Source organism: Serratia sp. TMDUHS_CL, assembly GCF_037137105.1.
Lineage (GTDB): Bacteria > Pseudomonadota > Gammaproteobacteria > Enterobacterales > Enterobacteriaceae > Serratia > Serratia nevei.
Genome location: NZ_JBBBDV010000002.1, coordinates 493566 through 508369 on the forward strand (window position 1 = coordinate 493566; position 14804 = coordinate 508369).

Here is a 14804-nt window from a genome sequence, read left to right on the forward strand (position 1 = left end):
CTCGTCCGATTCGCCTGCGCACGCCCATCGCCGCGCAGGCACCATCGCTTTATTTTCCGCCCGCCTTTGCCCCCACGCGAAATAACCCTCATATCCCTTTAGTTTGCACGGTAATTATTATTCTGTGATTTCAATCACTTTTATCGTTCGATATTTCCGTGTTGATAATGAGACTCATCTTACTGAATAATATGCGCTTTTGTTTTCAGTTTAAAAAACACACACAATTGCTCACGCTTTGCGCACAGGTTTTTTTGCCACATTTATCGGGAAACGGTAGCATGCCACGCCGTTATTTAACGGCAGCTGTATACACAATAAACAGCGGAATGATGCTACGACCTCATTCTCATTACGATTGCTGATGGCAATCGTTTGCCCTGCAGCTCAGGGCGGAGTTCATCATAGACAGGTAAACAGGACGGATAATGCACTCACAAAAAAAGTCGGCGGACGATAAACACGCCGCCAGACGACGCTGGCTAGACTCCCATGAATCCGGTTATCACAAAAGCATGGGTAACCGGCAGATCCAAATGATCGCCATCGGCGGTTCGATCGGCACCGGCTTGTTCCTCGGTACCGGCGGCCGCCTCGAACTGGCCGGGCCGGCGCTGGCGCTGGTCTATCTGGTGTGCGGGATCTTCTCTTTCTTCATCCTGCGCGCGCTGGGCGAACTGGTGCTGCATCGCCCTTCCAGCGGCAGCTTCGTTTCTTACGCCCGCGAATTTCTCGGTGAGAAAGCCTCTTACGTCGCCGGCTGGATGTACTTCCTCAACTGGGCGATGACCGGCATCGTCGACATCACCGCGGTAGCGCTGTACATGCACTACTGGGGCACCTTCGCCGACGTGCCGCAATGGCTGTTCGCCCTCGGCGCACTCGGCATCGTCGCCACCATGAACATGATCGGCGTGAAATGGTTCGCCGAAATGGAATTCTGGTTCGCGCTGATCAAGGTCGCCGCCATCGCGCTGTTCCTGATTGTCGGTGTGGTGTTCCTCGGCACCGGCACCCCGGTTGCCGGCCACACCACCGGCATGCACCTGATTACCGAAAACGGCGGCATGTTCCCGCACGGCCTGCTGCCGGCGCTGGTGCTGGTGCAAGGGGTGATCTTCGCCTTCGCCGGCATTGAGCTTATCGGCACCGCCGCCGGCGAGTGTAAAGATCCGGCCAAAATGATGCCCAAAGCGATCAACAGCGTGATCTGGCGTATCGGCCTGTTCTACGTCGGCTCCGTGGTGCTGTTGGTGCTGCTGCTGCCGTGGAACGCCTATCAGGCCGGCCAAAGCCCGTTCGTGACCTTCTTCAGCAAGCTGGGTGTGCCTTATATCGGCACCATCATGAACATCGTGGTGTTGACCGCCGCGCTGTCCAGCCTCAACTCCGGCCTCTACTCTACCGGCCGCATCCTGCGCTCGCTGGCGATGGGCGGCTCCGCGCCGAAGCTGATGGCCAAAATGAGCAGCCAGCAGGTGCCTTACGCCGGCATCCTGGTCACCTGCGGCATCTACGTGATCGGCGTGGTGCTCAACTATCTGGTGCCGGCGCAGGTGTTCGAGATCGTGCTGAACATCGCTTCGCTGGGCATCATCGCCTCCTGGGCATTTATCATCGTTTGCCAGATGCGCCTGCGCAAAGCCGTGCGCGAAGGCCGCGCGCAGCCGGTCTCGTTCAGAATGCCGGGCGCGCCGTTCACCTCCTGGCTGACGCTGGCGTTCCTGCTGATCGTGGTGGTGATGATGGCGTTCGACTACCCGAACGGCACCTGGACCATCGCCACCATTCCGGTGCTAGCGGTGCTGCTGACGCTGGGCTGGTTCGGCCTGCGCAAGCGCGCGCAGGAAGTGAAGCTGGAACAGCAGGCTCACGAAGAACAAAACCCGCACTGATTCGACAAACCGCCCTCCGGGGCGGTTTTTTTTATCCGCTATAATCGGCCGTAGAACGTCATTCTGGCGCTTTCCGACAGCATCACGTCCGGCTGCGCATTGTAGGCCAGCACCACCAGCATGCGCGTGATGTCGCCTTCGGTCGGCGTCACCCGGTGCATGGCGTTGCGCCCGCGAAACAGCACCAAATCCCCCTCCTCCATCGCCAGCCGTTTGGCCGCCCGCTCCCCGTCCAGCACCTGCGTGACCCCGGCATAGTTCATCTCGCCGCGATCGGCATCGCGCAGGTTCTCCACGTACTCGAAACGCCCGCCCGCCGCCGGTTTCTGGATCAGCAGCGTGATGGCGAACGACGAATTGTCGAAGTGCCAGCCCAGCTCCTGGCCGGTGTGGGCGTAATGCAGGTTGATCGACGACAGCCGATCGGCGTAGGGATACAGCTGCGCCTCATCCAGCACCGCACAGAGGAACGCGCGAAACGCCGGAGCGTCGTACAGCGCACGCAGCGGCGACTGCGGCGGAATATCTTCGTCGGTAATGCAGCCCTTGGACGACACCACCAGCCGGTTGCGCGCGTGATCGGCCGGCAGCGCGTCGTCCTGCGGCCGCAGATACACGTTGTGTTTGCTGGTGGCGTAAAACGCCGCGTGGTGCTGTTCGGCGCCTTCCAGCCGCACCGTCGCCAGCGCGGCGGCGCGCAGAAATCCCGGCAGTACTAACGCACCGCTGCGTTCCAGCGTTTGCCGGCAACGGGCGCGGAACTCGGCATCGTCGATGGGATGGGCGGGCAGATCGATAATATCGGCAAGTTGCGGCATGACATTCCCCTCGTGTGCGATAGCCGGATGCCTCTCACTGTAGCGAATGGCGCATTGCCGCCATAACAAAAATACGTTATGGATAAGCTAACCAATTCTTAGCGATAGCCCTGCCCATGCACTCACCGTCCCGCGCGCGCTTGCCCAAGCTGAGCGCCATTCTGGCGTTCGAAACCGCCGCCCGCACCGGCAGCCTGGCCCGCGCGGCGGATACGCTGGCGCTGACCGCCGCCGCCGTCAGCCAGCAGATCCGCCAGCTGGAGCAACACCTGGGGATCACGCTGTTCATCCGCGCCAAAAGCGGCGTCACGCTGACCGAACAGGGCGCGGACTACCTGGCCTACGTGCAGGAGGCGTTCGAAACGCTGCGCGTGGCGCAGCAGCACGTCGAGCGCCAGCGCGGCAAACAGGCGCTGACGGTATTCGCCCTGCCGGCGTTGGCCTCCAAGTGGCTGAACCCGGCGCTGGGCGACTGGCTGGCGCAGTGCCCCGACGGCGATCTGCGGCTGCACGCCACCCATGCGGCGGTCGATTTCGCCCATTCGGCGGCGGACTTCGCCCTGTGCTTCGGCGATCAGGACTATCCGCTGCTGGAAAAGGTGCGGCTGTTTCAGGATCGGGTGCAGCCGGTGTGCAGCCCGGCGCTGCGCGATCGCGGCGACTGGACGCAGCTACCGCTGATCCACGTCGACTGGGGCAAGGAGAGCCAGTTTCTGCCGGGCTGGCACGAGTGGTTCACCGCCGCCGATCGAATGCCGCCGGCGCGGCGCGGGCTGACCTATAACCTGACTTCGCTGGCTATCGACGCCGCCGTGCAAGGGCGCGGGGTGCTGCTCGGCCAGCGGCGGCTGATCGCCCGTGAACTGGCGGAAGGCCAGCTGGTCACCCTGGCCGAACCGGCGCTGCCGCTCAGCAAACCCTACTACGTGGTTTACCCGCCGCGCACGCTGGAAAAACCCGGTGCAGCGGCGTTTCTCAGTTGGCTGCAGGCGCTGGCTCAGCGCGCGGTATAACCGCCGTCGATGCTGTAAAACGCGCCGGTGGTGAAACTGCTGTCGTCCGAGAGCAGGAAAGCCACCGTTTTCGCCACCTCTTCCCGCGTCGCCATTCTCCCCAGCGGGTGCGAAGCGGCCATCTGCGCCCGCGCCGACGCCGGCAGCGCCCCCATCGCCGGCGTATCCACATAGCCCGGCCCGACGGCGTTGATGCGCACGCCGCGCGTGGCGAACTCCAGCGCCGCCGAACGCGTCAGCCCCAGCACGCCATGCTTGGCGGCGGTATAAGGCGCAATCCCGGCAATGCCCACCACGCCGTTGGCGGAAGAGAGGTTCACTACCGCCCCGCCGCCGCCGGCGACGATCGCCGGCAGGCCGTACTTCATGCCGAAAAACGTGCCGCTCAGGCAGGTGGCGATCACCTCATGCCAGTCTTCGACCGCGTACCGATCGATGTCCACCTCGTGCGGGCCGGTGATCCCGGCGTTGTTGACCAGCAGATGCAGCGCGCCGCAGCGCCGCACCGTCTCTTCAACGCCCTGCTGCACCGACGGCGCATCGCGCACGTCCATCCGCAACGTCATCACCCGTCGACCGTCAGGATCGAGCCGCGCGGCGGCTGCGGCGAGAGGCGCAGCGTGGCGGCCGGTCATTACCACCGTGGCGCCGCGCCGAAACAGCTCGGCGGCGATCGCTTCGCCGATGCCGGTGGAAGCGCCGGTCACCAGCGCCACCCGATGTTTGAAATCTTGCATAGCCGTTCTCCTGCAACGTTGAACTCAGGGGAACAGGCTAGCGCCGACCGGTGACAGTTTGCGGCAGCAGCGACAGCGCAGCACGTAATGCGCTCACAAAAGCTGCAAAGCCCGCTATTTTATGCCTACTTTTTCTCATGCGAGACACCCTGTGGATACCCAACGCTACCTGCAGCATATCGGCTTTACCGGCGCCGCCCGCCCTGACCTCCCCACGTTGCAACAGCTGCACCATCGCCACATGCTGAGCGTCCCGTTCGAGAATCTGAGCATTATTTATCATCAGGGCATCCGGCTGACGCCGGAGGCGCTGTTCAGCAAGGTGGTCGAGCGCAACCGCGGCGGTTTCTGTTATGAGCTGAACACGCTGTTCGCTTTGCTGCTGCGCGAGATCGGTTTCAAGGTGAGCTTCATCTCCGGCGAGATCCGCGCGCGCGACGGCCATTTCGGCCCGCCCTACGACCACCTGGCGCTGCGGGTGGATCTGGAAGACCAAGCATGGCTGGTAGACGTCGGTTTCGGCGATTCCTTCCTGACGCCGCTGAAGATCGTCGTCGCCGAGCCGCAACCGCAGGCCAGCGGCACCTTCCACCTGGAACGGGAAGGCGAGTATTACCTGCTGGAGCGCCGCAACGGCGACCAACGTTCGCATGCCAAAACCCTGTATCGCTTTACCGTTCAGCCGCGCGAGCTGCATGAGTTCGACGAGATGTGCCGCTTCCACAGCACCTCGCCGCAGTCGCATTTCACCCAGCGCCTGGTGTGTTCACGGCCGACGGACCACGGCCGGGTGACCCTCAGCGACATGAAGCTGATCGTGACCGAAGATCACCAGCGCCACGAAACGACGTTGCATTCGGAAGAGGAACGGCGCGCCGCGCTGTGGCAGCATTTCGCCATCGATTTGGATCGTTGAGGGCGCCGGCGGCGCCCTTTTATTACGATTCTGTTACACCGATTGCATAACCGCGCTTGGCTGATTGCCAGCACCGCGGTGGCAGGCATCATAGGGCCATGATTCGGCAACAGAGTGCGAAAAATGATCCGTGTGATACTGGTGGATGACCATGTGGTGGTGCGCTCCGGCTTTGCGCAGTTGCTCAACCTCGAGGACGATCTCGACGTGGTGGGACAATACAGCAGCGCGGCGGCGGCCTGGCCGGCATTGCTGCGCGACGACGTCAACGTCGCGGTGATGGACATCGCCATGCCGGATGAAAACGGCCTCAGCCTGTTGAAACGCCTGCGGGCGCAGAAGCCGCAGTTCCGCGCGATCATCCTCAGCATCTATGACTCCCCCACCTTCGTGCAGAGCGCGCTGGACGCCGGCGCCAGCGGCTATCTGACCAAACGCTGCGGGCCGGAAGAGCTGGTGCAGGCGGTGCGTTCCGTCGATATGGGCGGCCATTACCTGTGCGCCGACGCGCTGCGGGCGCTGCGCGGCGGCGAGCGGCCGGCCACGGCGCTGGAAGTGCTGACCCCGCGCGAGCGTGAAATCTTCGATCTGCTGGTCAAAGGCGACAGCGTAAAGGAGATCGCTTTCAAGCTCGATCTCAGCCATAAAACGGTGCACGTGCATCGCGCCAACGTCCTGGGCAAGCTGCAGTGCAACAGCACCATCGAGCTGGTGCATTTCGCTCTCGACCATCAGCTGCTGGCGGGGCATTGATGTCGCCCCGCTTCCGGCCCTGGGTTATCTCGCTGTTTATCCTGTTGGCCTGGGGCAGCGGCTGGCTGATGCTGTGGACGCTTGGTTTCTATCTGACCCGCAACGGCAACCAGGCGGCGCTGTTTCTGCCGCACGGCGTCTATCTCGCGCTGCTGATCCTGCTGGCGCGTCGCTATTGGCCCGCCTTGATCGTGCCGCCGATCCTGCTGCTGTTATGGCTGCACGGCGAACGCCTGCTGAGCGGCTACGGCCTGCTGGCCGCGCCGTTTATCACCCTGTTTCCGGCTGCGGTCGCGCAACGACTCTGGCACCGTTTTCCGCTCTACTGGCAGCGGCTGACGCTGCTGCTGGCTGCGGTGACCGCCGCCTCGCTGCTCAACACCGCCCTGCTTTCGCCGTTTGTGCCAAGCCCGGCGATGCTGCTTGGCCTGGCGTCGTTTACCGGCGGCGTCTTGCTGACCCCGTTCGTCTATCTGATCTTTGAATTTCTGCGCCAGCAGCACCGTTACCACCTGCTGGGGCTGGACACCCCCAACCCGCCGCTGCGCGCGTCCTTAATCATCTGGTGCAGCCTGTTCTTCGTTATCGGTATCGGCACGCAGATGGTGCTGTCGCCGGAAATCGAACGCCTGCTGCTGATCGTGGTGTTTCTGCCGAACGTGGTGATGGCGTGGAAGTTCGGCTGGCAGGGCGGCGTGCTGTCCGGCCTGCTCGGCAGCATGATGATCACCCTCGCCCGGCAGGTCGGCGTGGGGTTCGGCAACCTGGTCGAGCTGGAAATCTTTCTGGCGACGCAGGCGCTGCTCGGCATCGGCCTGGGCATCGCCATCAGCCGCCAGCAGCACCTGGCGCAAAACCTGCACCACTATCAGCGTCGCCTGGAAGAAGAGCTGGCGGCGCGGCGGGCGCTGACCGAAAAACTGATCCACACCGAAGAAGACACGCGGAAAAACCTGGCGCGCGAGCTGCACGATGAAATCGGCCAGAACATCACCGCGATTCAAATCCAGTCGCAGCTGGTCAAACGGGCGCACGATCCGGCGCAAACCCAGGCCGCCGCGCACCAGATAGGCGAGCTCGCCCGGCGCATTCATCACTCCACGCGCCAGCTGCTGCGCCAGCTTCGGCCGCCCGCGCTGGACGAGCTGGCGTTCAAAGAGGCGCTTCACCACCTGCTGAGCGAATTCGCCTTTGCCGAACGGGGCATCCACTGCCGTTTCGATTACCGGCTGAGCGACACGCCCGCCGGCGAAACGGTGCGCTTCACCCTCTACCGCCTGCTGCAAGAGCTGCTCAACAACGTGTGCAAACACGCCGAGGCCAGCGAAGTCGCCATCGTTTTGTATCAACAGGGGCCGCTTTTGCACCTCGAGGTACGGGACAACGGCATCGGCATCCGTGCGGACAAGGTGCCCGGCCTCGGCATTCAGGGGATGCGCGAGCGGGTCAGCGCGCTGGGCGGCGAGCTGACGCTGGAAACGCAGTGCGGCACGCGGGTAATTGTTAACCTGCCCACAAATTTGCAACAAACCGCCGGCTAACTAGGAAAAAGTCTTAGCCACTCCGGACTTTATCTCATCCCCTTTCCCTTTCACCTTCTTATAGTCACCACCAGGGAGGCGGCTATGCAGGCACGCTCGGCATCTGAAATCGATCATCGTTACCGCGCGCTGCGCCCGCGACTGCTGCTGTACATGGTCATCGGGTACGCCGCCTTTTACCTGACGCGCAAAAGCGTGAATTACGTGCTGCCGGCGCTGCAAACGGATTTGGGGCTGGATAAAGGGGACATCGGCCTGCTCGGCTCGCTGTTTTACCTGAGCTACGGCCTGTCGAAATTCGCCGCCGGGCTGTGGCACGACGGCCACGGGCAGCGCAGGTTTATGGGGATCGGCCTGTTCGCCACCGGCTTGCTGAACGTGGCGTTTGCCTTCGGCGAATCGCTGACGCTGCTGCTGGTGGTCTGGGCGCTGAACGGCTTCTTTCAGGGCTGGGGCTGGCCGCCCTGCGCGCGGCTGCTGACCCACTGGTATTCTCGCAACGAGCGTGGCTTCTGGTGGGGCTGCTGGAACATGTCGATCAACCTCGGTGGCGCGATCGTGCCGCTGATCAGCGCCTTCGCTGCCCAGCGCTGGGGCTGGCAGGCGGCGATGCTGATCCCGGGCGCCGTCAGCATGGTGTTGGGCCTCTGGCTCACGCAGCAGCTGACAGGCACGCCGCAGGAAGAAGGCCTGCCGTCGGTCGGCCAGTGGCGACACGATCCGCTGGAGCTGCGCCAGGAACAGCAAAGCCCGCCGCTGGGGCTGTGGCAGATGTTGCGCACCACGATGCTGAAGAACCCGATGATCTGGCTGCTCGGCGTCTCTTACGTGCTGGTCTATCTGATCCGCATCGCGTTGAACGACTGGGGCAATCTCTGGCTGACCGAAAGCCACGGCGTCAACCTGCTCAGCGCCAACGCCACGGTGATGCTGTTCGAGATAGGCGGCCTGCTCGGCGCGCTGTTCGCCGGCTGGGGTTCGGATGTGCTGTTCGGCGGGCAGCGCGCGCCGATGATTTTGCTGTTCACGCTCGGGCTGATGGTTTCCGTCGCCGCGCTGTGGCTGGCGCCGGTGCATCACTACGCGCTGCTGGCGGGCTGTTTCTTTACGGTGGGCTTTTTTGTCTTCGGCCCGCAGATGCTGATTGGCCTCGCCGCCGTGGAATGCGGGCACAAAGGCGCAGCGGGCTCCATCACCGGTTTTCTCGGCCTGTTCGCCTACCTGGGGGCAGCGCTGGCGGGCTGGCCGCTGTCGCAGGTCATCGAAGGCTACGGCTGGTCAGGCATGTTCAGTTTGCTGTCGATCGCCGCCGTTCTTATGGGTTTATTGCTGATGCCGCTGCTGATGGCGAGCGTCGCCACCTCTACCGAGAGAAGGATAAAACAATGAAAAAAATGTGGGTCACGACTCTGATAGCTTCCGGCATCGCGCTGGCCACGCTGAGCGGCGCCGCGCACGCCAAGGGCCGCCTGGTGGTTTACTGCAGCGCCACCAATGAAATGTGCGAAGCGGAGACCAAAGCCTTCGGCGAGAAATATGACGTGAAAACCTCGTTCATCCGCAACGGCTCCGGCAGCACGCTGGCGAAAGTGGACGCCGAGAAGAAAAACCCGCAGGCGGACGTCTGGTACGGCGGCACGCTCGATCCGCAATCCCAGGCCGGTGAAATGGGGCTGCTGCAGCCCTACAAATCGCCGAACCTCGAACAGGTGATGCAACAATTCCGCGACCCGGCGAAGCTGAAAGGCAACTACTCCTCGGCGGTCTACGTCGGCATCCTCGGCTTCGGCGTCAATACCCAGCGCCTGAAAGAGAAAAACCTGCCGGTGCCCAAGTGCTGGAAAGACCTGACCAAACCGGAATACAAAGGCGAGATTCAAATCGCCGATCCGCAGAGCTCCGGCACCGCCTACACCGCGCTGGCGACCTTTGCCCAGCTGTGGGGAGACGATCAGGCCTTCGATTACCTCAAGCAGCTGAACGCCAACGTCTCGCAGTACACCAAGTCCGGCATTGCCCCGGCGCGCAACGCCGCCCGCGGTGAAACGGCGATCGGCATCGGTTTCCTGCATGACTACTCACTCGAAAAAGAACAGGGCGCGCCGCTTGAGCTGATCTCGCCTTGTGAAGGCACCGGCTACGAAATCGGCGGCGTCAGCATCCTCAAAGGCGCACGTAACCTCGACAACGCCAAGCTGTTTGTGGATTGGGTGCTGTCGAAAGAGGCGCAGGAATTGGCATGGCAGAAAGGCAAGTCCTATCAGATCCTGACCAACACCACCGCCGCTACCTCGCCGAACTCGCTGAAGCTCGACGACCTGAAGCTGATCAACTACGACATGGACAAGTACGGCTCGACCGAGGTCCGCAAGGCGCTGATCAATAAATGGGTCAGCGAAGTCAAGATGGGTAAATAAGCTCACATTCTGCGCCTGTTGCCGGGTAAGCCTCACGCCTTACCCGGCCTGAACATCCGGGAAACTTATGTCACATACACATGCACTCCATCTCGTGAAAAAACGAGATGCGATATTCCTTTGGGTCTTGCTTGGCTGGCTGGCGTTCGCCCTGCTGCCGAGCTGGAGCCTGGATTACGGCCTGCTGGAGTCCACCGGCGATGAAATCCTCGCGGCCTACGGCTGGTCACACCGCAATGTCAGCTGGCTATGGTGCCTGTTGCCGAGCCTGCTGCTGCTTCGCCCTTACGCCCCGGCGGGCGGTGAACGGCGGCGGCGCCACGCGTTCGATGCCGGCTGGGCGCTGCTGTGCATGGCCTTTATCGTCGTCAGCGCCACGGTGGCGGGGCGCGGTTTAGGCTACGCCACCCTGGTGCAATTGACCGCGCTGGGCGCCATCATGACGCTGGCGCTGACCCGCCTCGAATGGCTGGGCGGCGACCGTTTCGTTATCGGTGCGCTGGTCACCATCGTGGCGCTGATCGGCGTCTTCATCGTCTGGCCGAGCATCGCGATTTTCATTCCGATGTTCACCGACCAGGCGGGGGCATTCGCGCCGCTGGCGTTTATGAATGTGCTGTCGCAGGCGCATATCGTTCAGGTGATCCTCAACTCCATCGCCCTGTCGATCGCGGTGGGCGCCGGCTGCACCTTCTTCGGCCTGGTGCTGGCGATTTACACCACCCGCATCGCCAAGCGCAGCGCCATTATCGGCCGCATCTTCTCCATCCTGCCCATCGTCACGCCGCCGTTCGTCGTCGGCCTGGGCGTCACGTTGATGATGGGGCGCTCCGGCTACGTCACCGAGTGGATGGTGGCCTGGTTCGGCCTGACCAACACCAACTGGCTGTACGGCTTTACCGGCATCTGGCTGGCGCAGGTGCTGGCGTTCACGCCGATGGCGTTCATGATCCTCGACGGCGCGATCAAGACCATTCATCCTTCGCTGGAAGAAGCCTCCTACACCCTGCGCGCCAGCCGTTGGCAAACCTTTAACGGCGTGTTCGTGCCGCTGCTGAAACCGGCGCTGGCCAACGCGTTTCTGATCGTGGTGGTGCAATCGCTGGCCGACTTCAGCAACCCGCTGGTGCTCGGCGGCAACTTCGACGTGCTGGCGACGCAAATCTATTTCTACATCACCGGCTCGCAGCTCGACTATCAGGCCGCCAGCACCCTCGGCGCCTTCCTGCTGCTGTTCTCGCTGCTGGTGTTCTGCATCCAGTACCTGTGGATCGGCAAGCGTTCCTACGTCACCGTGTCCGGCAAATCCTATCGCGGCGACGTACAGCCGCTGCCGGTCACGCTGGTGTGGGGCGTGATCGCGTTGCTGGCGGTGTGGGTAGCCTTTAACGCCCTGCTCTACGGCAGCATTTTCTACGGCAGCTTCACCGTCAACTGGGGGGTGGATTACACGCTGACGCTGGATAACTTCATCAAGCTGTTCGGCCAGGGCATGAGCGACGGCGCGTGGCCTTCGCTGCTCGACACGCTGCTGTACGCCGGGATCGCCGCGCCGATCACCGCCGCCTTCGGTCTGCTGATCGCCTGGATCGTGGTGCGCCAGCAGTTCAGGGGCAAAAAGACCATCGAGTTCACCACCATGCTGTGTTTTGCGGTGCCGGGCACCGTGGCGGGCGTCTCTTACATTCTCGCCTTCAACAGCGCGCCGGTGTACCTCACCGGGACGGCCGCCATCGTGATTATCTCGATGGTGATGCGCAATGTGCCGGTGGGCATTCGCGCCGGGATCGCCGGGCTGGGCCAGATAGACAAATCGCTGGACGAAGCCTCGCTCAGCCTGCGCGCCGGCTCGCTGCGCACCATTACGCACATCCTGCTGCCGCTGCTGCGCCCGGCGATCCTGTCGGCGCTGATCTACAGCTTCGTACGCGCCATCACCACCGTCAGCGCCATCGTTTTCCTGGTGACGCCCGATACCCGCGTGGCCACCGCCTACATCCTCAACCGCGTGGAAGACGGCGAATACGGCGTGGCGATCGCCTACGGTTCAATTCTGATCGTGGTGATGCTGGCGATTATTTTCCTCTTTGACTGGCTGATCGGCGAGGCACGCATCTCCCGTTCAAAAGCCAAAAACCAGGCGTAATGGAGCCCATGATGAGCCAGAAAAATTTCGTTGAACTGCGCAACGTCTCCAAACGGTTCGGCAGCAACACGGTGATCGATAACATCACGCTCACCATCCCTCGGGGGCAGATGGTAACGCTGCTCGGCCCTTCCGGCTGCGGCAAGACCACCATTTTGCGCCTGGTCGCCGGGCTGGAGAAACCGAGCGACGGGCAGATATTCATTGATGGCGAAGACGTTACCCATCGTTCCATCCAACAGCGTGACATCTGCATGGTGTTTCAGTCTTATGCCCTGTTCCCGCACATGTCGCTGGGAGAAAACGTCGGCTATGGGCTGAAGATGCTCGGCATTCCGCGCGCCGAAGTGAAAGCGCGCGTGCAGGAAGCGCTGGCGATGGTGGATCTGGCGGGGTTCGACGATCGCTATGTCGATCAGATCTCCGGCGGCCAACAGCAGCGCGTGGCGCTGGCGCGCGCGCTGATCCTCAAGCCGAAAGTGCTGTTGTTCGACGAGCCGCTGAGCAACCTCGACGCCAACCTGCGCCGCAGCATGCGCGAAAAGATCCGCGAGCTGCAAAAGCAGTTTGATATCACGTCGCTGTACGTCACTCACGATCAGAGCGAGGCTTTCGCGGTCTCAGACACCGTGCTGGTGATGAACAAGGGGCATATCATGCAGATAGGCTCGCCGCAGGATCTCTATCGGCAGCCGGCGTCGCGCTTTATGGCGAGCTTTATGGGGGACGCCAACCTGTTCCCGGCCGGCTTCAGCGCGGACTATGTCGATATCAGCGGCTATCGCCTGCCGCGCCCCGCGCACTTTGCCACCGAAGGCGCCGGTACGGTGGGCGTGCGGCCGGAAGCGATCACGCTGAGCGAGCACGGCGAGGAAAGCCAGCACTGCGTGATCCAGCATGTCGCCTATATGGGGCCGCAGTATGAAGTCACGGTGGCGTGGCATGGGCAGCAGATTTTGCTGCAGGTCAACGCCACCCGCCTGCAGCCCAACGTCGGCGAACAGTATTATCTGGAAATTCACCCCTACGGCATGTTTATGCTGGCGGACGCGGCATAATAAGCATCACTCTTAAGCGTTAGAATAACGGTCATTCCGCATGGAATGACCGTAAATAACCACCCAAAAAACCGTATTTATCTATTTTTACAATTCCTTCCAAGTCCTTGTTCAGCCGAGAAATAAATATATCCGTATTCATTAAAAAATAACCACCTGGGCCACCAAGGATGATATTTTTATTTAGATGGGGTAAGCTTAATCCCGCAGTCGAAATTATTTAACGGCCAACTCAAGGAGAAATTCATGAGCAACAATGCAAACGCACAGGCGCAGCTGGATAATTTACGCAACGTCGCTTCCCAGCTGAAGGAAATGCGCCACTATGCGCAGTCGAACACCGAAACGCTCTCCGCACACTGGCTGGCCTTCGATCAGGGGGAATGCAAAAATAAGGCATTCGCCGAAGCCATTAACGACCTGTTGAATAAACAGGGTGCCTGCCTGGAAGGGCTGGAAAAAACCATTCAGGATATCGAGATAGAATTGAACCGTCTCGACAAAGCCGCCTGATAATACCGATTTAAATAAACCCGCCGCGTGCGGGTTTATTTTTAGCTACGGCAGATGACGCGCGCAATATCCCCTGACGTCGTCAGCGCGCGTATTTCGCTGAACAGTTCGGTGGCTTCGTCATATTCTTTGCGCAAATAACCCAGCCACTGTTTGATGCGCGCCACATGATACAGGCCGGTGTCGCCCTGCTTTTCCAGATGGACGTATTTTTGCAGCAGCTCAACCACCTGCGGCCAGGGCATGCGCGGTTCGTTGTACTTCACCACCCGGCTCAGGTTTGGCACGTTGAGCGCGCCGCGCCCCAGCATGATGGCGTCACAGCCGGTCGCCTGCAGGCAATCCTGCGCGCTCTGGTAATCCCAGATCTCGCCGTTGGCGATCACCGGGATGCTCAGCCGTTGACGGATCTCGCCGATCGCCGCCCAGTTGATGCGATCCGCCTTGTAGCCGTCCTCTTTGGTGCGGCCGTGCACCGTCAGCTCACTGGCGCCCGCCTGCTGCACCGCATCGGCGATTTCAAAGCTGCGGTTGGAGGAGTCCCAGCCCAGGCGCACCTTCACCGTGACCGGCAGATGGGCCGGCACCGCCGCGCGCATCGCTTTGGCGCCCTGGTAGATCAATTCCGGATCTTTGAGCAGCGTCGCCCCGCCGCCGCTGCCGTTCACCAGCTTGGACGGGCAGCCGCAGTTGAGATCGACGCCGTAAGAGCCCAATTCCACCGCGCGCGCGGCGTTCTCCGCCAGCCACTGCGGGTACTGCCCCAGCAGCTGTACCCGCACCAGCGTGCCCGACGGCGTGCGGCTGGCGTGGCGCAGTTCCGGGCACAGCCGGTAGAACGATTTGGCCGGCAGCAGCTGATCGACCACGCGCAGAAATTCGGTGATGCACAGATCGTAGTCGTTCACGTCGGTGAGCAACTCACGCACCAAAGAATCGAGAACGCCCTCCATCGGAGCCAATAATACGCGCATGACCAATCCCAGCTAAAAAAAGA

Annotated in this window: 13 protein-coding genes; 10 read left to right on the plus strand and 3 right to left on the minus strand. The window is 61.9% G+C overall.

The annotated features are described in order from the left end of the window. The first annotated feature begins 428 nt into the window (after positions 1–428). Complete coding sequence (gene ansP / locus WCL58_RS06125) at positions 429–1895, plus strand: L-asparagine permease (protein ID WP_156865302.1); 1467 nt, start codon at positions 429–431, stop codon at positions 1893–1895. A 38-nt stretch (positions 1896–1933) separates the two neighbouring features. Here ansP and WCL58_RS06130 read toward each other — a convergent pair whose 3' ends face one another. Then, positions 1934–2713 carry a HalD/BesD family halogenase gene (locus WCL58_RS06130; RefSeq protein ID WP_033642261.1) on the minus strand — a complete coding sequence of 260 codons (780 nt, stop codon included), beginning with the start codon at positions 2711–2713 and terminating at the stop codon, positions 1934–1936. A 116-nt stretch (positions 2714–2829) separates the two neighbouring features. On the opposite strand from WCL58_RS06130, the gene WCL58_RS06135 reads away from it, so the two are divergent. Continuing rightward, complete coding sequence (locus tag WCL58_RS06135; protein WP_102984111.1) at positions 2830–3726, plus strand: LysR substrate-binding domain-containing protein; 897 nt, start codon at positions 2830–2832, stop codon at positions 3724–3726. On the opposite strand, the gene WCL58_RS06140 is transcribed toward WCL58_RS06135, so the two are convergent. Beyond that, positions 3711–4463 carry an SDR family NAD(P)-dependent oxidoreductase gene (locus tag WCL58_RS06140; RefSeq protein ID WP_336850738.1) on the minus strand — a complete coding sequence of 251 codons (753 nt, stop codon included), beginning with the start codon at positions 4461–4463 and terminating at the stop codon, positions 3711–3713. The two genes, WCL58_RS06135 and WCL58_RS06140, sit on opposite strands and share 16 nt — an antisense overlap. 151 nt (positions 4464–4614) lie before the next feature. On the opposite strand from WCL58_RS06140, the gene WCL58_RS06145 reads away from it, so the two are divergent. The 8 genes from WCL58_RS06145 to WCL58_RS06180 all read left to right on the plus strand — a co-directional run bounded on the left by WCL58_RS06145 (position 4615) and on the right by WCL58_RS06180 (position 13807). After that, complete coding sequence (locus WCL58_RS06145; RefSeq protein ID WP_049201122.1) at positions 4615–5379, plus strand: arylamine N-acetyltransferase family protein; 765 nt, start codon at positions 4615–4617, stop codon at positions 5377–5379. A gap of 123 nt (positions 5380–5502) precedes the next feature. Next, the gene (locus tag WCL58_RS06150) at positions 5503–6132 is read left to right on the plus strand and encodes a response regulator transcription factor (RefSeq protein ID WP_060429699.1); all 630 of its coding nucleotides are present in this window, start codon (positions 5503–5505) and stop codon (positions 6130–6132) included. Next, entirely contained in the window at positions 6132–7673 is a 1542-nt protein-coding gene (locus tag WCL58_RS06155) for an MASE1 domain-containing sensor histidine kinase (RefSeq protein ID WP_130042684.1), read from the plus strand. Before WCL58_RS06150 ends, WCL58_RS06155 begins: the two co-directional genes overlap by 1 nt. A 60-nt stretch (positions 7674–7733) precedes the next feature. Then, positions 7734–9062, plus strand: coding sequence for an MFS transporter family glucose-6-phosphate receptor UhpC (uhpC, locus tag WCL58_RS06160; RefSeq protein WP_259677942.1), 1329 nt, complete (start codon positions 7734–7736; stop codon positions 9060–9062). Beyond that, positions 9059–10090, plus strand: a complete 1032-nt coding sequence (locus WCL58_RS06165) for an ABC transporter substrate-binding protein (RefSeq protein ID WP_060420945.1) — start codon at positions 9059–9061, stop codon at positions 10088–10090. The genes uhpC and WCL58_RS06165 overlap by 4 nt, the downstream gene beginning before the upstream one ends. A gap of 67 nt (positions 10091–10157) precedes the next feature. Next, positions 10158–12236, plus strand: coding sequence for an ABC transporter permease (locus WCL58_RS06170; RefSeq protein ID WP_049270365.1), 2079 nt, complete (start codon positions 10158–10160; stop codon positions 12234–12236). An 11-nt stretch (positions 12237–12247) separates the two neighbouring features. After that, positions 12248–13294: a ferric ABC transporter ATP-binding protein gene (gene fbpC / locus WCL58_RS06175; protein WP_336850741.1), complete on the plus strand. Its 1047-nt coding sequence runs from the start codon at positions 12248–12250 to the stop codon at positions 13292–13294. Between the two features lie 246 nt (positions 13295–13540). Continuing rightward, positions 13541–13807 (plus strand): hypothetical protein, encoded by a 267-nt coding sequence (locus WCL58_RS06180; protein ID WP_049201133.1) that lies wholly within the window; start codon positions 13541–13543, stop codon positions 13805–13807. Between the two features lie 41 nt (positions 13808–13848). Here the strand turns inward: WCL58_RS06180 and dusC are convergent, their stop codons facing one another. After that, positions 13849–14781: a tRNA dihydrouridine(16) synthase DusC gene (dusC, locus tag WCL58_RS06185; protein WP_049295196.1), complete on the minus strand. Its 933-nt coding sequence runs from the start codon at positions 14779–14781 to the stop codon at positions 13849–13851. Between the last annotated feature and the right edge of the window lie 23 nt (positions 14782–14804).